At 55.5% G+C, this 18,795-nt stretch carries 16 protein-coding genes and 1 tRNA gene; 4 read left to right on the top strand and 13 right to left on the bottom strand.

Translation table 11 applies throughout. From position 1 onward, the window contains the following. The first annotated feature begins 18 nt into the window (after positions 1–18). Both F6Y09_RS11690 and F6Y09_RS11685 read left to right on the top strand, forming a co-directional pair. A complete protein-coding gene (locus F6Y09_RS11690; protein ID WP_152207116.1) occupies positions 19–1,203 on the top strand; it encodes a pyridoxal phosphate-dependent aminotransferase in 1,185 nt (394 codons plus the stop codon). 68 nt (positions 1,204–1,271) lie between these two features. Next, a tRNA-Asn gene (locus F6Y09_RS11685) sits at positions 1,272–1,347 on the top strand. 130 nt (positions 1,348–1,477) lie between these two features. On the opposite strand, the gene pyrF is transcribed toward F6Y09_RS11685, so the two are convergent. From pyrF to F6Y09_RS11620, 13 genes are all read right to left on the bottom strand, one after another. Next, positions 1,478–2,197: an orotidine-5'-phosphate decarboxylase gene (pyrF, locus tag F6Y09_RS11680; RefSeq protein WP_425481849.1), complete on the bottom strand. Its 720-nt coding sequence runs from the start codon at positions 2,195–2,197 to the stop codon at positions 1,478–1,480. A gap of 51 nt (positions 2,198–2,248) precedes the next feature. Beyond that, complete coding sequence (gene lapB, locus F6Y09_RS11675; protein WP_152207114.1) at positions 2,249–3,418, bottom strand: lipopolysaccharide assembly protein LapB; 1,170 nt, start codon at positions 3,416–3,418, stop codon at positions 2,249–2,251. Beyond that, entirely contained in the window at positions 3,418–3,720 is a 303-nt protein-coding gene (locus F6Y09_RS11670; RefSeq protein WP_152207113.1) for a LapA family protein, read from the bottom strand. Before F6Y09_RS11670 ends, lapB begins: the two co-directional genes overlap by 1 nt. Positions 3,721–3,808: 88 nt before the next feature. Next, on the bottom strand, positions 3,809–4,105 hold the full coding sequence (locus F6Y09_RS11665; protein WP_152207112.1) for an integration host factor subunit beta: 297 nt from the start codon (positions 4,103–4,105) through the stop codon (positions 3,809–3,811). A gap of 130 nt (positions 4,106–4,235) precedes the next feature. After that, positions 4,236–5,927, bottom strand: coding sequence for a 30S ribosomal protein S1 (gene rpsA / locus F6Y09_RS11660; protein ID WP_152207111.1), 1,692 nt, complete (start codon positions 5,925–5,927; stop codon positions 4,236–4,238). A 130-nt stretch (positions 5,928–6,057) separates the two neighbouring features. After that, positions 6,058–6,729: a (d)CMP kinase gene (gene cmk / locus F6Y09_RS11655; protein ID WP_152207110.1), complete on the bottom strand. Its 672-nt coding sequence runs from the start codon at positions 6,727–6,729 to the stop codon at positions 6,058–6,060. Between the two features lie 3 nt (positions 6,730–6,732). Further along, positions 6,733–8,958 (bottom strand): bifunctional prephenate dehydrogenase/3-phosphoshikimate 1-carboxyvinyltransferase, encoded by a 2,226-nt coding sequence (locus F6Y09_RS11650; RefSeq protein WP_152207109.1) that lies wholly within the window; start codon positions 8,956–8,958, stop codon positions 6,733–6,735. Beyond that, positions 8,951–10,084 (bottom strand): histidinol-phosphate transaminase, encoded by a 1,134-nt coding sequence (gene hisC, locus F6Y09_RS11645; RefSeq protein ID WP_152207108.1) that lies wholly within the window; start codon positions 10,082–10,084, stop codon positions 8,951–8,953. The genes F6Y09_RS11650 and hisC overlap by 8 nt, the downstream gene beginning before the upstream one ends. A gap of 50 nt (positions 10,085–10,134) precedes the next feature. Then, positions 10,135–11,232 carry a prephenate dehydratase gene (gene pheA / locus F6Y09_RS11640; protein ID WP_152207107.1) on the bottom strand — a complete coding sequence of 366 codons (1,098 nt, stop codon included), beginning with the start codon at positions 11,230–11,232 and terminating at the stop codon, positions 10,135–10,137. Between the two features lie 2 nt (positions 11,233–11,234). Next, on the bottom strand, positions 11,235–12,317 hold the full coding sequence (gene serC, locus F6Y09_RS11635; protein ID WP_152207106.1) for a 3-phosphoserine/phosphohydroxythreonine transaminase: 1,083 nt from the start codon (positions 12,315–12,317) through the stop codon (positions 11,235–11,237). Positions 12,318–12,404: 87 nt separating this feature from the next. Then, entirely contained in the window at positions 12,405–15,023 is a 2,619-nt protein-coding gene (gene gyrA, locus F6Y09_RS11630) for a DNA gyrase subunit A (RefSeq protein WP_152207105.1), read from the bottom strand. Between the two features lie 224 nt (positions 15,024–15,247). Next, the gene (gene purU, locus F6Y09_RS11625) at positions 15,248–16,102 is read right to left on the bottom strand and encodes a formyltetrahydrofolate deformylase (RefSeq protein WP_152207104.1); all 855 of its coding nucleotides are present in this window, start codon (positions 16,100–16,102) and stop codon (positions 15,248–15,250) included. A 56-nt stretch (positions 16,103–16,158) separates the two neighbouring features. Then, positions 16,159–16,500, bottom strand: a complete 342-nt coding sequence (locus tag F6Y09_RS11620) for a 4a-hydroxytetrahydrobiopterin dehydratase (RefSeq protein WP_152207103.1) — start codon at positions 16,498–16,500, stop codon at positions 16,159–16,161. A 153-nt stretch (positions 16,501–16,653) separates the two neighbouring features. On the opposite strand from F6Y09_RS11620, the gene imuA reads away from it, so the two are divergent. Together imuA and F6Y09_RS11610 are read left to right on the top strand one after the other, a co-directional pair. Further along, on the top strand, positions 16,654–17,358 hold the full coding sequence (gene imuA, locus F6Y09_RS11615; RefSeq protein ID WP_152207102.1) for a translesion DNA synthesis-associated protein ImuA: 705 nt from the start codon (positions 16,654–16,656) through the stop codon (positions 17,356–17,358). 2 nt (positions 17,359–17,360) lie between these two features. Continuing rightward, positions 17,361–18,788, top strand: coding sequence for a Y-family DNA polymerase (locus F6Y09_RS11610; RefSeq protein ID WP_152207101.1), 1,428 nt, complete (start codon positions 17,361–17,363; stop codon positions 18,786–18,788). Positions 18,789–18,795: the final 7 nt, after the last annotated feature.

The raw sequence follows: 18,795 nt of genomic DNA, 5'->3' as shown, positions 1-18,795 counted from the left end.
TCTTTAAGGAGCGCAAGTTTGGACCTTCAACTTTCCAGCCGTGTACAGGCCATCAAGCCGTCGCCTACCCTTGCCGTTACCAACAAGGCCGCAGAACTCCGGGCCGCGGGCCAGGACATTATCGGCCTTGGTGCGGGCGAGCCCGACTTCGACACCCCGGACCATATTAAAGAGGCGGCTATTGAGGCCATCAGGGCTGGCCAGACCAAGTACACGGCAGTTGACGGCACCCCTGCCCTGAAAAAAGCAATCATTGCCAAGTTTAAACGGGACAACGGACTGGATTACGAACTCAATCAGGTTCTGGTATCCAGCGGCGGTAAACAGAGCTTTTTCAACCTGGCACTGGCCACTCTGAATGCTGGCGACGAAGCCATCATTCCTGCCCCCTACTGGGTCTCTTACCCGGATATGGTGTTGGTGGCAGAGGGTAAACCGGTTGTTATCGAAACTTCGGCACAAACCCGCTTCAAGATTACCCCTGAACAGCTCGAAGGTGCGATTACAGATCGTACACGGTTGTTTGTCATCAACAGCCCCTCCAACCCGAGTGGCATGGCGTATACACTGGACGAGCTCAAAGCTCTGGGTGAAGTACTCATCCGTCACCCTCACGTGATGATCGCCACCGATGACATGTACGAACCCATCCTCTGGACAGGTCAGCCGTTCTGCAACATTCTGAATGCCACACCGGAACTGTATGAGCGTACCTTTGTTCTGAACGGGGTATCCAAAGCCTACTCCATGACGGGATGGCGTATCGGTTATGCTGCAGGCCCCGCAAAAATTATCGGTGCCATGAAAAAAATCCAGTCCCAGAGCACCTCCAACCCTGCATCTATCTCCCAAGCCGCCGCTCAGGCAGCACTCGATGGCTCGCAGGATTGCATTCAGCCCATGGTCAAAGCCTTCAAGGAACGCCATGACTATCTGGTAAAAGCCCTGAACGAGCTGCCCGGCGTGGAGTGTCTGGCCGGAGATGGCACGTTTTACGCGTTCCCGAGCTTCCAGGGTGCGATTGAAGCGAACTCTGCGGTCAAGGACGATGTGCAGTTCGCAGAATGGCTGCTGAAAGAAGCCGGTGTCGCGCTGGTGCCAGGATCCGCCTTTGGTGCTCCGGGGCATATGCGTCTGAGCTTTGCCACCAGCATGGCCAACCTGGAGCAAGCGATCGCCCGTCTGAAAAAAGCCCTGGCATAATACTCTGGCAGGGTTGACGAGACGGGGCGCCCACCGTAACATACGCGCCTCGTTATGACTGACAATGTTCCCCGATAGCTCAGTTGGTAGAGCAACGGACTGTTAATCCGTTTGTCGCTGGTTCGAGCCCAGCTCGGGGAGCCACTATTCAAAAAAAGCCGCTGGTTCAATGAGCCAGCGGCTTTTTTTTGGCTGAAAGAACGCAAACCGTAGGAGCGGTTTTAACCGCGACCGTGTGCCGGCCGTGCCAAGGGCTTCGCGACTGAAGTCGCTCCTACACTGATGCGTTGATTTCATTGTGGATGGATTGTAGGGCGGCTAAGGGGTCTTCAGCCTGGGTAATCGGACGACCCACCACAAGATAATCACTGCCGGCCTTTATGGCATCAGCGGGAGTCATGATCCGCTGCTGATCGCCTTTTGCCGCGCTGGCCGGGCGAATGCCCGGAGTAACCAATTTAAAGTCGTTGCCATGATCGCGCTTCAGCAGTGGAGCTTCCTGAGCGGAACAGACCACACCGTCCAGACCACAGCTGCGGGTAAGGGTCGCGAGCCTTGAAACCTGCTGTTCGGGGCTGTAGTTAATACCGACTCCTGCCAGATCGTCGGCACTCATACTGGTCAGTACGGTAACGGCAATCAACAACGGCCGATCTTTACCAAAAGCTTCCAGGCGTTCCCGACAAGCCTTCATCATTTTCTCGCCGCCAGAGGCATGGACGTTGACCATCCAGACTCCCAGATCCGCCGCAACCGCCACCGCGGCGGATGTGGTATTGGGAATGTCGTGGAACTTGAGATCCAGGAAGACTTCGAACCCTCTCCTGTGGAGTTCACGAATCAGGCCTGGCCCGGCTCGAGTAAATAACTCCTTGCCAACCTTGAGGCGGCACAAAGTCGGATCCAGAGCGTCCACAAATGCCAATGCAGAATGCTGCGAGGGAAAATCCAGCGCGACAATCAGTCGCTGTCCGAGAGTTGTTTGCACGTTCAGATATCCTGCTTTCTTGAGTCAAGGTTCATTCGCCGCAAACAGTGAGACTGACTATTCTGCTTCCACACCCTGAATCGGGCGTACTGTTTCCCACTGCTTACAGCTTGGGCATAACCAGTGAAGCTGTTGACCGGAAAAGCCACAACTGACGCAACGATAGATCGGGCGATTAGCTAACAATAAATGCCCGATACGACTCACCAGTCGCCCTTCATCGGTAGTCATACCCTTTTCGTAGCCCGCCATTTCAACCAGCCGCAACAGCCCCCTGACGCTCGGCCTTATTTCCAGTTCGGCACGGATGAGCTCTATGGCGGCAGGCCGACCGGACGAGCGCTCGACAGATTCAACCAATGCCAATAACAAACTGGTGCTTGGCCAGGCCTGATAAAGCTTCTTTAAATTTTTTCCCAACCTGGCAATATCACCGTGCTCTTTTTCGAGCTTCATCAGTCGATCTACAGCTTCTGGGCCAAATTCAGGGTTTTGATCAAAAACCTTCAATAATGTTTGAGAGGCGTCCCGGAAATTGCCGCTCCGACGTTGCAGACTGACGAGAATCAAAGTGGCACGGATACAGGACCGGTCGTGCTGCAGAGCCTCTTTGGCGAGTTTTTGCGCATTCCAGCGATCGTCGTCTCGCAGTGCCTGATCCGCCAGTTCACAGGTAATGTAGGCAAGCTGTTTACTGAGAGCCAAGTCTGGCACCGCAGTGACCAGAGTAGCGGTTACCTGCGCGGCTTTATCCCACTCTTTTTCTCGCTGGTACAGCTCGATCAGTTGAGCGGAAGCCTTGCGGCCGTATTCCCGATCGCCCATCAGCTCATGAAAAAGCGCCTCGGCTCTATCAAGCAAACCGGCCGCCAGGTAATCAAGTGCCAATTCGAAGGTAACCTTAGGTGAAAAGCGCGGCGGCAACTCCGGTCGCGCCAACAGATTCTGGTGTATTACGATCGCCCTGTCGGTCTCACCTTTGTGGCGAAAATGCGCTCCGATCGACAAATGGAGACTGACCGTATCGGGGCTGACCGCCAACGACTCGACAAAATTCTCAACGGCCTGGTCTGAATAATTGGTAAACAGAAACTGGAGACGGTCCTTCACTGATGTTTCGTCAGAGATAACCGTAGTTGAGCGCTCGGATGAGCGACCAGAGCGGCCTGCAAACCAGCCAGCAGCTACTGCAACCGTCAATAGCAGCCACTGAAAAACGATATCCATCAGGTGGTCCGATCAGTGGTATTCCTGGACTTCTCCAAGGCCTGCTCTGCCTTGTTCAACTGCTTTTTAAGCTGACGGCGGGACACCGATGTGCGCACGGTTGCCAGCATGGTCAACAAAACACCGGTCAGTGCGCCAACCACGAAAGACAATATTATCCAGATTGCAACGCCATGGGGAGCAGTTTCGAAGAGAAGAAAATTGAGGGAGACGGCCATCTGATTGTTGAGCGAAAAGATCAAAGCCAACAACACTAAAAACAACACCAGAAGAATGATCAGTATTTTCTGTAACCCGGCCATAGTCCAAAACACTCCTGAGTCATTCATCCACTGAACACAGTACCTAACCAATAGTACCTAGATTACCCGTCGTTGTCCGGGCAGAAAATCAATAGCCTTTCTTCATGCTGTCGTTTACCTGCTCACGGAGCTCTTTTCCGGGCTTGAAGTGCGGGACAAACTTAGCGGGTAACTTGACCGCTTCACCGGTTTTTGGGTTTCGCCCCGTACGTGCGGCCCGATGATGCAGAGAGAAACTGCCAAAGCCACGGATCTCAATACGCTGACCTTCCGCCAACGATTGGGACATATGCTCAATGACGGTTTTTACTGCGAGTTCAACATCTTTCAGGGAAAGCTGCGTTTGCTTAGACGCAATTAATTCTACCAACTCGGACTTTGTCATGAGGCTTATCCTTTTTTTCATTCTTATTGCGAAGCTGATGCCACCGCCTAAAACGTAGTTTAGCTAAACCCAAAAAAAACACAAAAAAAACGGGCTGTTACAGCCCGTTTTTTTATCACCAACCAGACATTCAGTCTTTATTAGCGTTTTGCTGCTGCATCTGCTCTTTAATCAGGTCACCAATGGTGGTGGCGCCAGAGCTCTCTGCAGTTTTCTCGCGAACAGTTTGCAGCGCCTGTTTGTCGTCTTCAACGTCCTTGGACTTGACTGACAGGTTGATCACGCGATTCTTGCGATCAATGCTGATAATCTTCGCTTCAACTTCATCTCCCTCATTCAACACATTGCGCGCATCTTCAATGCGGTCACGGCTGATTTCAGAGGCTTTCAGAATCGCTTCAACTTCATCGCTCAGAGTAATCGTGGCAGATTTCGCGTCGATCGCAGAAACCTTACCTTTAACGATTGAGCCTTTATCGTTCAGTTGCACAAACTCGGCGAACGGATCGCTTTCCATCTGTTTGATACCAAGAGAAATACGCTCACGCTCAGGATCAACCGAGAGGATAACAGTCTCGACTTCGTCGCCCTTCTTGTACTCACGAACGGCTTCTTCCCCAGTCTCGTTCCAGCTAATGTCGGACAAGTGAACCAGGCCGTCGATGCCACCGTCCAGACCAATGAAGATACCGAAATCGGTAATCGACTTGATCTTGCCAGAGATGCGATCGCCTTTATTGAAGTTGCTGGAGAAATCTTCCCATGGGTTGGTCACGCACTGCTTGATACCCAGGGAAATACGACGACGCTCTTCGTCAATATCCAGAATCATCACACCAACTTCATCACCGACCTGAACCACTTTGGAGGGATGAATGTTCTTGTTTGTCCAGTCCATTTCAGACACGTGGACCAAACCTTCAACACCTTCTTCCAGCTCGGCAAAACAGCCGTAATCTGTCAGGTTGGTGACACGAGCTGTGACTCTGCTGTTCTCTGGGTAGCGCGCCTTAATCTCGACCCAGGGATCTTCACCCAGCTGCTTGAGACCCAGGGAAACGCGGTTACGCTCGCGATCGAATTTCAGAACTTTGACACTGATCTCGTCGCCCACATTCACGATTTCGCTCGGATGCTTGATACGCTTCCAGGCCATGTCCGTGATGTGCAGCAGGCCGTCAACACCGCCCAGATCTACGAATGCACCGTAGTCGGTCAGGTTCTTGACGATACCCTTGATTTCCATTCCTTCGGTCAGCGTTTCAAGCAGTGCATCACGCTCGGCACTGTTTTCAGCTTCCAGAACGGCGCGACGGGAGACCACAACGTTGTTGCGCTTCTGGTCCAGCTTGATGACCTTGAATTCCAGTTCCTTGTTCTCCAGGTGCGCGGTATCGCGAACCGGACGAACGTCAACCAGGGAACCCGGAAGGAAAGCACGGATGCCGGCCAGGTCGACTGTAAAGCCGCCTTTAACCTTACCGTTGATCACACCTTTGACAACTTCTTCGGCTTCGAAGGACTTCTCCAGAACCTTCCACGCTTCTGCACGCTTCGCTTTTTCGCGTGACAGTCGGGTTTCACCAAAGCCGTCTTCGACCGCATCGAGAGCCACATCGACAGTGTCGCCAATCTGGACTTCCATCTCACCCTTTTCATTAAGGAACTGTGAGGCAGGAATGACACCCTCGGACTTCAGGCCGGCGTTAACCGTTACCCAGTCGCTGTCGATATCAACCACGGTTCCCTGGACGATGGAACCCGGTTGCATGTCAATTTCTTTTAGGCTTTCTTCAAATAGATCCGCAAAGCTCTCGCTCATTATGTGTCCTATGTGATCAACGCAAGTTTACTCCGTGCTGCCAGCGACACGGTCTGTGAATCGTGATCCGGATACGGCCAGGGCTGGCTGTTAACGCAGCATCCGGTTTCCAACAACAAAAAAGATGCGCTCAGGCCTGACCTGCCAAGGCCATTACCTGATCCAACACCTCTTCTATGCTTAAGCCTGTCGAGTCAATGACTTGCGCATCTTCTGCAGGCTTTAGCGGGGCGGCAGAACGATTCATATCTCGCTCATCACGCGCCCTGATCTCTTCTAAAAGGGCGTCAATGTTAACACCGACACCAGCGTCCTTCAACTGGCGATATCGCCGTTCTGCTCTCTCTTGCGCGCTGGCAGTAAGAAAAATCTTGACCGGTGCATCCGGGAACACAACGGTTCCCATATCACGGCCATCCGCAACCAACCCGGGCATTTTCTGAAAATCTCTCTGGCGCTGCAACAACGCGTCCCTTACGGGCTGGATAACGGCTATTTTGGAGGCGTCATCACCACAACTTTCGGTGCGAAGGTCTCCGGTTACATCCTCGCCGGCCAGCAAAACCCGAACCGGCTCACCCGGCGCGGTCGGCTCAAAAGCAACATCCAGATTGAGCGCAGCGGCGACAAGTCCCTCCTCATCATTGAAAGAGATACCCTGACGTTTTGCTGCCAGCGCCGTCAAACGATAAAGCGCGCCGCTATCCAGTAAATGCCAGCCCAGTCGCCGTGCCAGCATCTGGGTGATGGTTCCTTTGCCAGAACCACCCGGACCGTCGATAGTGATGACTGGTACGGTCATGGATCAGGCCCCCTCGGCTGTTATATGAATGCCCGTCTGTTGTGCAAGCTCAACAAATCCGGGGAATGAGGTGGCCACATTGGCGCAATCGGTGATCGTAATCGCACCCTCTGCCCGCAACGCTGCCATTGCAAAAGCCATGGCAATCCGATGGTCTCCGTGGCTGTCCACGGTCCCGCCACCCAAGGTCTGGCCGCCCACGATCTCGATCCCGTCCGGTGTCACGGTGGTATGCACACCCAACTGTTCAAGACCATCAGCCATGACCTGTATGCGATCACTTTCCTTGACTCGAAGCTCCTCAGCACCCCGTAAAACGGTTTTACCTTCGGCGCAGGTGGCTGCGATGAACAGCACCGGAAATTCGTCTATCGCCAGTGGCACTTCCGCTTCCGGTATATCAATACCGTGCAGCTTGGCTGACGTCACACGCAAATCGGCGACCGGCTCACCGCCAGCCTCACGTTCATTGCTGACTTCAATGTTTGCGCCCATCAGGCGAAGGATATTGATTACGCCAACCCGGGTCGGATTCATGCCGACATGTCGCAGTGTCAGGTCCGAGCCCTCGGCGATAGTGGCCGCGACCAGGAAAAAGGCCGCCGACGAAATATCGGCCGGCACATCGATGGCGCTTGCAGCCAGGCGGCCGCCGCCGACAACACTCGCGGTTGCCCCGGTCCGCTTCACCGGGTAACCAAAACCGGCCAGCATACGCTCCGTATGATCACGGGTTGGGGCAGGCTCGGTCACCGAGGTTGTGCCCTTGGCGAAGAGGCCGGCCAGCAGCAGACAGGATTTGACCTGAGCACTGGCAATCGGCATATCGTAATGAAAACCTTCAAGGACCTGACCACCTTTGATTTTGAGCGGCGGCCTACCCCCCTCTGCAGTCTCGATTATGGCTCCCATTGATCTCAACGGATCCGCTACCCGCCCCATCGGCCGACCAGTAAGGCTGGCATCACCTGTCAGTTCAGAATCAAACGCCTGGGGCGCCAACAACCCCGAAAACAGGCGCATAGCCGTTCCGGAATTACCCAGATACAGCGGTCCGCGTGGCGCCTGCAGGCCATCAATTCCGACTCCGCGGATACGCACAAAACCATTGTCCGGGCCTTCGATAGTCACGCCCATATCACGAAACGCCTGCAGGGTCGCAAGACTGTCCTCGCCCTCAAGAAAACCATTCACTTCCGTGATCCCATCCGCCAGCGCACCAAGCATGATGGAGCGGTGGGACATGGATTTATCGCCGGGCACACGGATATCGCCGGTCATCTTACCGCCGGGCTGAACATTGAAGGTTACCTGCTTCTGCTTGTTGGTCGTCACGTAGGCCTGCCCTGAAAGCATTTTTGAAAAGTGTTCCCGTGCCGCCTTGGCACGACTGAAAACCCTGAGCAGTGTGGCTCCATCCTGCTCTGCAATGGCTGTTCGCAGCTGGTCCAGGTCATGGGTAAAATGATCAATAACCCTCAGCACCGCTTGCTGGTTGGACAGAAAAATATCGTGCCACATCACCGGATCGCTGGCGGCGATACGGGTAAAGTCACGGAAGCCGCCCGCCGCGTAACGGAAAATATCAAGATTCTCGTCCTCTCCTGCCAGCGTATCCACTAATGAAAAAGCGATGAGATGAGGCAGATGACTGGTGGCCGCCAGCACTTCGTCATGATATTCCACAGCCATCGTCAGCACCCGGGCACCACAACCTTCCCACAGCGCGCTGAGCCTGGCGAGCTGGGTGGCATCAACATCGTCCGGGGGCGTGAGGATTACCTTGTGTCTGGCAAAGAGTTCCGGATTAGCGGCCGCAATACCACTCTTCTCGGAACCGGCAATCGGATGACCCGGAATACACGCTGGCAGCCGCTCACCGAAAACGGAGCGAACGGCGTTTACAAAGCTGGCCTTGGTGCTGCCCACGTCAGTCAGCAGTGCCTGCGCCCCGAGAGCGGGCTTTACCTGCCGCAAAACAGCTTCGGTTGCCCGCACCGGCACAGCGATCACCACCAGATCCGCATCTTTGACAGCCTCGGCAACCGAAGCTGCCGCCTCATCAATCACCCGATTTTTCAACGCATACGCCAAGTCACTCTGACTCTGGTCTGCGCCGACGACCATGGCAGCCAGGTTGTGCTTCTTGATGGCTGATGCCAACGAGCCGCCGATCAGCCCCAGACCAATAATGGCAACACGCTGGAAGACCGGAACGGTTTCACCCATGGGCCGATTGGTCCTCTGGCATCTCGAGAGCGTGGGTTAACGCCTCAATAAAACGTTGGTTCTCTGCCGGCAAGCCAACTGACACCCGCAGATGCCGTGGCATGCCATAACCGGCTACCGGCCGCACAATGACACCCTGGGCCAACAACTGGTTAAAGATAACCGGTGCCTGCTCCCCCACATCCACGGCTATAAAGTTGCCTGAGGAAGGGATATAGGAGAGCGACAGTTCATCAAAAGCCTGCTCAAGCTGTTTCAGCCCGGCAGTGTTTACCTGTCTCGAGCGGACGAGGTAATCATCATCGTCCAGCACTGCTGTCGCAGCTGCCTGGGCGATGGCGTCCACATTAAACGGTTGACGCACACGGTTGAGAATATCGGTAATCTCTGCCGATGCAATGCCGTAGCCTACCCGCAAAGCAGCCAGCCCCCAGGCTTTCGAGAAAGTTCTGGAAATAATCAGGTTCGGATAACGGGACAACAGAGCAAGGCTGCGCTGGTGTTCGTCACCTTCGAGGTATTCACAATAGGCCTCGTCGAGCACCACGATGACCCGCTCAGGCACTGCTGCCAGGAACTTCTCCACCGCTTCGGCGCTTTGCACGGTGCCAGTCGGGTTGTTGGGGTTGGCAACAAAAATCAAACGGGTTTGGTCGGTGACAGCCGCTGCCATGGCCGCAAGGTCATGCCCCCAATTTTTGGCGGGCACTTCCACGCCACGGGCACCAATGGCACGGGTCACTAACGGATACACCGCAAAGGCATACTGGGAATAAATAATATCGGTGCTGGCGTCGGCAAAACTGCGAGCGATCACTTCAAGCACGTCGTTGGAGCCATTGCCAAGCGTAATCTGCGCTGCAGACACACCGAGCTTTTCAGACAATTTCGCCTTCAGCTTGAAACCGTTGCCATCCGGGTAGCGACATAACTCACTCAGGGCTTTGCGGGCAGCCTCCAACGCAAGGGGGCTGGGACCCAGGGGGTTTTCGTTACTGGCCAGTTTTACAATACCTGAAGGATCAAGGCCAAGCTCCCGGGCCAGCTCATCAATTGGCTTGCCGGGCTGGTAAGGCATAAGGCCCTGAACACCTTGTACTGCAAGCGCTTGATAATTAATCGGCATTATCTATTCCTCCGAACCAGGGACCCGGCCAGCCAAACAGTGCACGGCCATCAAAGCACACCAATGGGATAAGAGCCCAGACGCTTCAACTCAACTGCTTCCTCATCGACTTCCGCCAGAACTTTACTGACCTTCGGGTCGTCCATATGGCCTTCGAAATCGATATAGAAGACATAGGCCCAGGTACCGCTTGGCGATGGACGGGTTTCGAGGCGTGTCAGACTCAGGCCATGGCGATGGAAAGGTTCGAGCAGCTGGTAAAGCGCCCCGGGCTTGTTGCGCATTGACACCAGAATGGACGATTTATCATGCCCGCTCAGGCTGACCGCTTCCCAGCCAATAATCAGGAACCGGGTGGTGTTATCGGGCCGGTCTTCAATGCTATTAGCCAGCTTTTCAAGCCCATACAACTCTCCTGCCATATCACCCGCAATCGCCGCCGTGCCCGGCTCTTCCGACGCTCGACGGGCAGCTTCAGCATTACTGCTGACGGTGACTCGCTCAATGCCGTACCGGTTGGCATCCAGCCACTGGCGGCACTGGGCAAAAGACTGCTGGTGTGAATAGATCCGGCTGATATTTTTCTCGTCGGTATCTGGCGCGCACATCAGGTGGTGATGAATCCGCAACTGCACTTCACCGCAGATTTTCAGCGGCGACGACATGAACATATCAAGGGTATGGTTGATCATGCCTTCGGTAGAATTCTCCACCGGCACCACGCCATAGTGGGCTGCACCGGATTCCACTTCACGGAAAACTGCATCGATGGCGGGCAGCGGAACACTGATCACAGAGTGGCCAAAATGCTTGAGCGCTGCGGACTGGGTAAACGTTCCTGCTGGCCCGAGAAAAGCGATATGCATGGGCTTTTCGAGAGACAGACAGGCGGACATGATTTCCCGGAACAGCCGGGCCATTTCCTCGCCGGACAGGGGCCCCGGGTTCTGCTCCTTGATCCGGCGTAATACCTGGGCTTCACGTTCCGGGCGGTAGAAGAACACATCTTCACCAGGATGGGCCGCCAGTTTTACCGCTGCGACCTCTTGGGCACAGCGGGCACGGGCGCTGATGAGGTCCATAATCTGGCGGTCAAGCTGGTCAATTTCGTCACGCAGCTCACCGAGCCGGGTCTGCTCGTCGGTCATGGTCAGGCCCGCTCCTTCTCGAAGGTGGTCATGTAATCAATCAATGCATCCACACCGGCTTCCGGCATGGCGTTATAGATACTTGCGCGCATGCCGCCCACTGAGCGATGGCCTTTCAGGTTGAGCAGCTTGCGCGCCTCGGCACCCTTGAGGAACGCGTTATTCAAAGCGTCATCAGCCAGCGTGAACGGGACGTTCATCCGGGACCGGAAACGCGGGGTAATCGGGTTGGCGTAAAAATCACTGGCATCGATAAAACCGTAGAGTTTTTCCGCCTTCCGGGCATTGACCTGCCCTATAGCCTCAACACCACCCTGGGCTTTCAGCCATTGGAAAACAAGGCCAGCCAGATACCAGGAGTAAGTTGAAGGCGTATTGTACATGGAGCCATTATCCGCTGTGACCTTGTAATCCATCATGGTCGGAATTTCCTTGCGGGCGCGGCCCAGCAAGCTTTTATGCACAGCGACCACGACCAGGCCGGAAGGACCGATGTTTTTCTGGGCGCCAGCGTAGATGACACCGAACTTCGAGACATCGATCGGGCGGGACAGAATGGTGGATGACATATCGGCCACCAGAGGCACATCGCCGGTTTCGGGCACGAAGTCATATTCCAGGCCGCCGATGGTCTCATTGGGCGTGTAATGCAGATAGGCCGCATCAGGGTCACAACGCCAGACAGAAGGGTCCGGTACCTCCAGAAAGCCAGAGGACTCGCTGCTGGCGACCACATTTACTTTGGCGTACCGGCGGGCTTCGGCAATTGCTTTGGTGGACCAGATACCGGTGTTGACGTAATCCGCAGAGGATTTCTCACCCAACAAGTTCAACGGCACGGTTGCAAACTGGCTGCTCGCGCCCCCCTGCATGAACAGCACGGCATACTCGTCCGACACGCCGGCAAGATCCCGGAAATCCTGCTCTGCCGCGTTGGCGATGGCCACATACTCATCACTGCGATGGCTCATCTCCATCACTGACATGCCGGTTCCGCGCCAGTCCAGCATCTCATCCCGCGCCTGCTGAAGTACACTCTCCGGCAGCATCGCCGGACCTGCACAAAAATTATACGCCCTGGTCATTGCCACTGATCTCTCGTCTTTCAACTTTAGAGCCTTTGCCTCCGGGCCCGCTAACGCCTGGAGACAAAGACATACCGGCAAGCAAACTCACTCTTCGCTGGCACCCTCACCTGCGTCGTCAGCCTGCTCGTTGTCGGCCGCTTCTTCACCCTCGACATCGGGTGCCTCTTCGCCGGTATCCGCAATCCGCTCAACACCGACCAACCGTTCATCTTCCTGGCTCAGCTTGATCAGACGAACACCCTGGGTATTACGGCTCAAGACCGACACTTCGTCAGTACGGGTACGAACCAGCGTACCTTTGTCAGAGATCAGCATCATCTCGTCGCCGTCGAACATCTGCAGCGCCGTAACCAGACGGCCATTACGATCAGAGCACTGCATCGCAATAACGCCCTGACTGCCACGACTGTATGTGGGGAACTCGGAAATCTGAGTCCGCTTGCCGTAACCGTGTTCGCTGGCAGTCAGGATAATGCCATCATCATCCTGCGGAATGATCAGCGAGACAACGTGGTGCTCCGGCGGCATACGGATACCGCGTACACCGCGTGCAGTCCGACTGAGAGGACGAATGGCATCTTCGTTGAATCGCACTGCCTTGCCAGCCGTGGAGAACAGCATTACTTCTGCATCACCTTTGGTAATGGCGGCACCGATCAGAGTGTCTCCTTCATCAAGGGACAGCGCAATCAGACCACTACTGCGTGGCCGTGAGAAGTTCGGCAACGGTGTCTTCTTGACGATACCGGCAGAGGTTGCCATCAGAACAAAGTGATCCTCCGGGTAATCCCTGACCGGCAGGAAGGTTGTAACGCGCTCGCCCTCTTCCAGCGGAAGGATGTTGACCATAGGCCGTCCGCGGGAGGCACGGCTGGCCCTGGGAATCTCGAACACCCGCAACCAGTACACCTTGCCCCGACTGGTAAAGCACAGGATGGTATCGTGGGAATTGGCGACCAACAGTTTCTCAATGAAGTCTTCTTCCTTCATTGATGTGGACGCTTTACCACGACCGCCACGACGCTGGGCCTGATAATCTTCAATAGCCTGCGTCTTGGCGTAACCACCGTGGGAAATGGTGACAACCAGATCTTCTTCATCAATCAGATCGGCAATGGTCAGGTCGCGCTTGGAGCTGGTGATTTCGGTAAGACGCTTGTCGCCATATTCTTCAACAATGGCCTGCAACTCTTCGCGAATAACCTGCAGCAAGCGGTCAGGATCTGCCAGAATCTCCAGAAGGCCGGCGATTTTCTCAATGATCTCGCGGTACTCGTTCTGGAGTTTTTCGGTTTCCAGACCGGTCAAACGGTGCAGACGCAGATCCAGAATGGCCTGGGCCTGGTCCGGCGACAGATGATAAAGCCCGTTACGGAGACCGTAGATTTCCGGCAGGTCATCTGGACGGCAGGCATCTTTGCCTGCTTTCTCCAGCATCGCCATAACGCCTTCCGACCCCCAGCCCTGTGCGATCAGTTTTTCTTTGGCCTCGGCGGACGATGGCGACTGCTTGATCAACTCGATAATTTCATCGATGTTGGCCAGCGCAACCGACAGACCCTCCAGAATATGACCCCGTTCTCTGGCCTTGCGCAGCTCATAAATGGTTCTGCGCGTTACTACTTCCCGGCGGTGACGGATGAAGGCATCGAGCATTTCCTTCAGGTTCAGTATCCGGGGCTCGCCATCTATCAACGCAACCATGTTGATACCGAACACCGTCTGCAACTGGGTGTGAGCAAACATGTTGTTGATGATCACGTCGGGGTTTTCACCACGACGCAGCTCAATAACCACCCGGATGCCTTCCTTGTTGGACTCATCCCGCAGCTCGGTGATGCCTTCCAGGCGCTTCTCTTTCACCAGCTCGGCAATCTTTTCAATCAACCGCGCCTTGTTAAGCTGATAAGGCAGCTCGGTGATGATGACGGCGTCTTTACCGGTCTTGTTGTCATGCTCGATTTCATGACGGGCGCGGATATAAATGCGGCCCCGACCGGTGCGGTAGGCTTCCACGATGCCTGCCCGACCGTTAATGATGCCTTCGGTAGGAAAGTCTGGGCCGGGAATGTATGCCATCAGCTCGTCGACAGTCATATCCGGGTTATCAATCAACGCCAGACAGCCGTTAACGACTTCGGTCAGGTTATGAGGCGGAATGTTGGTCGCCATGCCCACCGCAATACCGGAAGAGCCATTAACCAGCAGGTTAGGCACCCGGGTCGGCAGCACTTCGGGGATCTGCTCGGTGCCGTCGTAGTTGGGCACGAAGTCGACGGTTTCCTTGTCCAGATCGGCCAGCAACGAGTGGGCGATCTTCTTCATCCGGATTTCGGTATAACGCATGGCTGCGGCGTTATCACCATCGATGGAACCGAAGTTGCCCTGGCCGTCCACCAGCGGATACCGCAATGAGAATGGCTGGGCCATACGTACGATGGTGTCGTACACCGCAGAGTCACCGTGGGGGTGATACTTACCGATCACGTCACCGACCACACGGGCGGATTTTTTATAGGTCTTGTTCCAGTCGTTACTCAGCTCGGACATGGCGAACAGAACGCGGCGGTGTACCGGCTTGAGGCCGTCCCGAACGTCCGGAAGCGCCCGGCCGACGATGACGCTCATGGCGTAATCGAGGTAGGACTGTTTAAGTTCGTCTTCAATATTTACCGGCAGGATCTCTTTGGCTAATTCACCCATCGAGAAAGGTTCCTTTGCGTTTGCTGGAAGTCGTCGTTTATATGGAGCAGATCAGGCCCGCTCTTGTCTGTCTGGGCGGGCCAAAGCAATGTCTGAACGCCCCCCTGTCAGCAGGCAAAAAGGGTCCCGACACAGCCTCTCATGCCGGCCATTAACAAGCGCATAATACTAACACATCCGAAGCCTGAAAGGGTGGCTTTGGGCTGGCAAACAATGACCGTAAATCAACCAAATACCACGGTTTTGTTTTCGTAGGTGATTACCCGATCCTCAATGTGCGCCCGCAACCCTCGGGCCAGCACGTTTTTCTCTACGTCCTTGCCCAGCCGCACCAGATCTTCAATGGAATCACTGTGGTTCACCCGAATGACGTCCTGCTCGATAATCGGGCCTTCATCCAGATCCTGGGTGACGTAGTGACAGGTAGCTCCAATCAGCTTTACACCACGGCTGTAAGCCTGGTGATAAGGGCGGGCGCCGGCAAAAGACGGCAGAAAACTGTGATGGATATTGATTACCCGTCCGGCGTAACGCTCACACAAGTCCGGCGGTAATATCTGCATATAGCGGGCAAGCACCACCACATCGGTCTCGTAGCCATCAATCAGGTGACTGACTTCTGCAAAACTCTCCTCCCGGTTGTCTTTCGTCACCGGAATATGATGGTAGGGAATATCGTGCCAGTCGACCATGCGGCGAAGATCATCATGGTTAGAGATAACCGCGACAATTTTTGTGTTCAGCTCCTTGCTGTGCCAGCGGTGCAGCAGGTCAGCCAGGCAATGGGATTCTTTGCTGCACATCAGCACCACACGCTTGGGCTTGGCGGAATCGGCCACATGCCAGCGCATATCGAATTCCCGGGCGATAGGTTCGAAAGCGGCACGGAACTGGTCAAGCCCGAAGGGTATCGAGTCGGCCTTGATCTCATGCCGCATGAAAAACCAGCCGGCCTGACTGTCGGAATGGTGGCTCGCTTCGGTAATCCAGCCGTTGTAGGTGGTCAGAAAGTTACTGACTTTAGCGACGATGCCTACCCGGTCAGGACAGGAAATCACCAGACGGTATGTATGCTCCATGGGACTCTTGCTGCTCTGTAACGTGATTAACAATGACAGCGCATGATAGCCGATTGTCAGGACTCGTGTAAGGCGTCCGTTCTGGCGGCCATGATGAAATCGTTCCGGTGAAGTCCGCCGATTTTATGGGTCCACCAGTTCACCGTCACCTTGCCGTATTCCACCAGAATAGCCGGGTGATGACCCTCCGATTCCGCCAACTCACCCACCCTGTTGGCAAACGCCAGGGCCTCGGCGAAATTTTTGAGCTTGAATAGCCGTTCCAGCTGTTCTTCACCGTTACGCTCTACTAGCGTCCAGAACGGAAGTTGCTGAAGCAGTTCGTTTTGCTCTGCCGGTGAGAGTTTCGGCGCATCAGAACTGCACGCCTCGCAGGCCTGCTCTGTCAGATTACTCATATCAAATCTCCCGTGTGATCAACAGTTACCAGCCTGAACTCCCCCACGGCTGGAATCAAGCCCGCCATAACGTCTGCCCAAAGTGACCGCAGTTGAAATTCCGGAGAACTCAATATACTGTATATTTGAACAGTATATTGGAATGAAGCCATCATGAAAGAATTACTGGACACCCTGCTTCAGGATGCCCGCGTCTGGCAAGCCGGGCACCAGGCCCGCCCTCCGGAGCCTGAAGAATCCACCGGTTACGAAGCCCTGGACTACTGTCTTCGGGGTGTGGGCTGGCCCCGGAGTGCGCTGACGGAATGCCTGCTGGATAACGCCGGCATTGGCGAACTTCAGCTATTGTTACCACTGATTCGGCGCCAACTCGCTGCTGATCGCATGGTGTTCTGGATCAACCCACCATACACACCCTATGCCCCCGCCCTGGAACGGGAAAACCTGGATTTGTCACGCCTGGTGGTGGTGCAAACGGAAAAGTCAGCCGACACTTTGTGGACACTGGAGAACTGCCTGCGCTCAAGCGTTACCGGCCTGGTGATGGCCTGGCCGGGGCCACTGAAAATCCGGCACATACGCCGGCTTCAGCTGGCCGCTGAAGCCGGCGGCGGGTTATGCATTCTTTTTCGGCACACTCGGGCGGGCGAGGAAAGTTCACCGGCAGCTTTACGCCTTCAGTTGTCTCCGGCGCCCGACCGACAGCTGAATGTCCGCATACTGAAACGACGGGGCGGATTGCAAGGCAGTGATTGCACGCTGTCGCTGCCCGGGCGGTTTCCGGAGCAGGCGCCCGGCAGTGACCGGGTGATTCGCGGCCCCTGGCCGGATTCTAACGCCACGGCGCAGACTCCCTGACCATGCTATGGCTGTATATTCATCTGCCCAACCTGTTACTGGAGCATATCAGCCAGGACCAGGCCGGAAAAACGCCCCTGATTGTGTCAGAGCCCGGCCATGGGCTTGTTTACCAGGCCAATCGCGCAGCACATGAGCTTGGGGTACGCGCCGGCATGCGGTTAAAAACAGCGGTCAACCTCGCTCCGGAACTGGTTATTGCCCGCATGGATAGCGGACGGGAGCAGCGGGCACTGGCACAGCAAGCCCGCTGGCTTTACCGGCTGGCCGACTACATCAGCCTGTATCCGCCCAACGGTTTACTGACCGAAGTCAGTAGTCTGAAACGCCTTTACGGAGGGCTGCCTTCCTTATGGCAGAAGCTGACAGAAGAACTGAAAAGTCGCCAACTGACCGGCCAGATGGCTACCGCCCTCACCCCTTCTGCAGCCCGCTACCTGGCACAAATCAACCGTGGTCAGTGCACCGATTGTCCGGAAATCCTAAAAGGCCTGATGCAGACTCTGCCGATTGAACAGGTTGATTTACCTGAGCGTACCGTGAAGCGACTGGGTAAACTCGGTCTTCTTAACCTGAACGATGCTCTGTCATTACCTGCCAATGAAATCGCCCATCGCCTAGAGCCGGAAACCCTGCAGCGGTTACAGCAAATACAGGGCACCCGCCCCGACCCGCAAACACCCTGGCAGCTTCCCCACCACTTCCGTCAACGGATGGATTTTGTCAGCGACATTGAACAAATGGCCGGCTTGCTGTTTCCCTTGCAAAGGGCATTGGGAGAACTGGAATCAGACCTGCAATGGCGCCAGCAGGACACCGATTATCTGAAACTGACTTTTCACCACCGGGACCATGCCGAAACTCACCTGGCCATTCGTACCGCAGGCCCTGAACATCAGGCGGCCGCGTTCATGGCCCTGGCCAGAATCCAGCTGGAACAACAGCAACTGGCAGCTCCGGTTATGGCCATGACCCTGACAGTGAGCCGGCTCATTGCCCGGGGCCAGCCTGCCGGCACCGACCTCTTCGGCACAGAGTCAGACCCGGACGAGGCCTGGCAGACCCTTATCAGCCGGCTTCAGGCCAGGCTCGGAGAATCCGCTATAAACACGATGGTTTCCCATCCGGATCACCGGCCTGAAAAAGCCTGGATGCAACGGGCCCTGGCGAAGCCCGGGAAAACAGCACCGAACCTGGATGTCCGCCTTTCCCATCTCCCCCAGCGCCCCCTGTGGCTGCTGCGCGCACCACAGGCCGTCCATCACCTCCCGGAGGCCTGGCTGGCCGGACCGGAGCGTATCAGTGGTGGCTGGTGGGACGGCGAGCGTGTACAGCGGGATTACTATATTGCGCAATTAAATACCGGCCAGCTTGGCTGGCTATTCCGGGATGTCAGCGGTGGCTGGTACATTCACGGCTGGTTCGGGTAGGCCCCCT

It is taken from the genome of Marinobacter changyiensis (genome assembly GCF_009193265.1).
Taxonomy (GTDB): domain Bacteria; phylum Pseudomonadota; class Gammaproteobacteria; order Pseudomonadales; family Oleiphilaceae; genus Marinobacter; species Marinobacter changyiensis.
This window is presented reverse-complemented; position numbering and strand designations above follow the sequence as displayed.

Excerpts from the sequence above, each read along its gene's own strand:
- lapB (WP_152207114.1), bottom strand. The coding sequence starts at position 3,418 with ATGGATATCGTTTTTCAGTGGCTGCTATTGACGGTTGCAGTAGCTGCT.
- F6Y09_RS11670 (WP_152207113.1), bottom strand. The coding sequence starts at position 3,720 with ATGGCCGGGTTACAGAAAATACTGATCATTCTTCTGGTGTTGTTTTTA.
- F6Y09_RS11665 (WP_152207112.1), bottom strand. The coding sequence starts at position 4,105 with ATGACAAAGTCCGAGTTGGTAGAATTAATTGCGTCTAAGCAAACGCAG.
- rpsA (WP_152207111.1), bottom strand. The coding sequence starts at position 5,927 with ATGAGCGAGAGCTTTGCGGATCTATTTGAAGAAAGCCTAAAAGAAATT.
- cmk (WP_152207110.1), bottom strand. The coding sequence starts at position 6,729 with ATGACCGTACCAGTCATCACTATCGACGGTCCGGGTGGTTCTGGCAAA.
- F6Y09_RS11650 (WP_152207109.1), bottom strand. The coding sequence starts at position 8,958 with ATGGGTGAAACCGTTCCGGTCTTCCAGCGTGTTGCCATTATTGGTCTG.
- hisC (WP_152207108.1), bottom strand. The coding sequence starts at position 10,084 with ATGCCGATTAATTATCAAGCGCTTGCAGTACAAGGTGTTCAGGGCCTT.
- pheA (WP_152207107.1), bottom strand. The coding sequence starts at position 11,232 with ATGACCGACGAGCAGACCCGGCTCGGTGAGCTGCGTGACGAAATTGAC.
- serC (WP_152207106.1), bottom strand. The coding sequence starts at position 12,317 with ATGACCAGGGCGTATAATTTTTGTGCAGGTCCGGCGATGCTGCCGGAG.
- gyrA (WP_152207105.1), bottom strand. The coding sequence starts at position 15,023 with ATGGGTGAATTAGCCAAAGAGATCCTGCCGGTAAATATTGAAGACGAA.
- purU (WP_152207104.1), bottom strand. The coding sequence starts at position 16,102 with ATGGAGCATACATACCGTCTGGTGATTTCCTGTCCTGACCGGGTAGGC.
- F6Y09_RS11620 (WP_152207103.1), bottom strand. The coding sequence starts at position 16,500 with ATGAGTAATCTGACAGAGCAGGCCTGCGAGGCGTGCAGTTCTGATGCG.
- imuA (WP_152207102.1), top strand. The coding sequence starts at position 16,654 with ATGAAAGAATTACTGGACACCCTGCTTCAGGATGCCCGCGTCTGGCAA.
- F6Y09_RS11610 (WP_152207101.1), top strand. The coding sequence starts at position 17,361 with ATGCTATGGCTGTATATTCATCTGCCCAACCTGTTACTGGAGCATATC.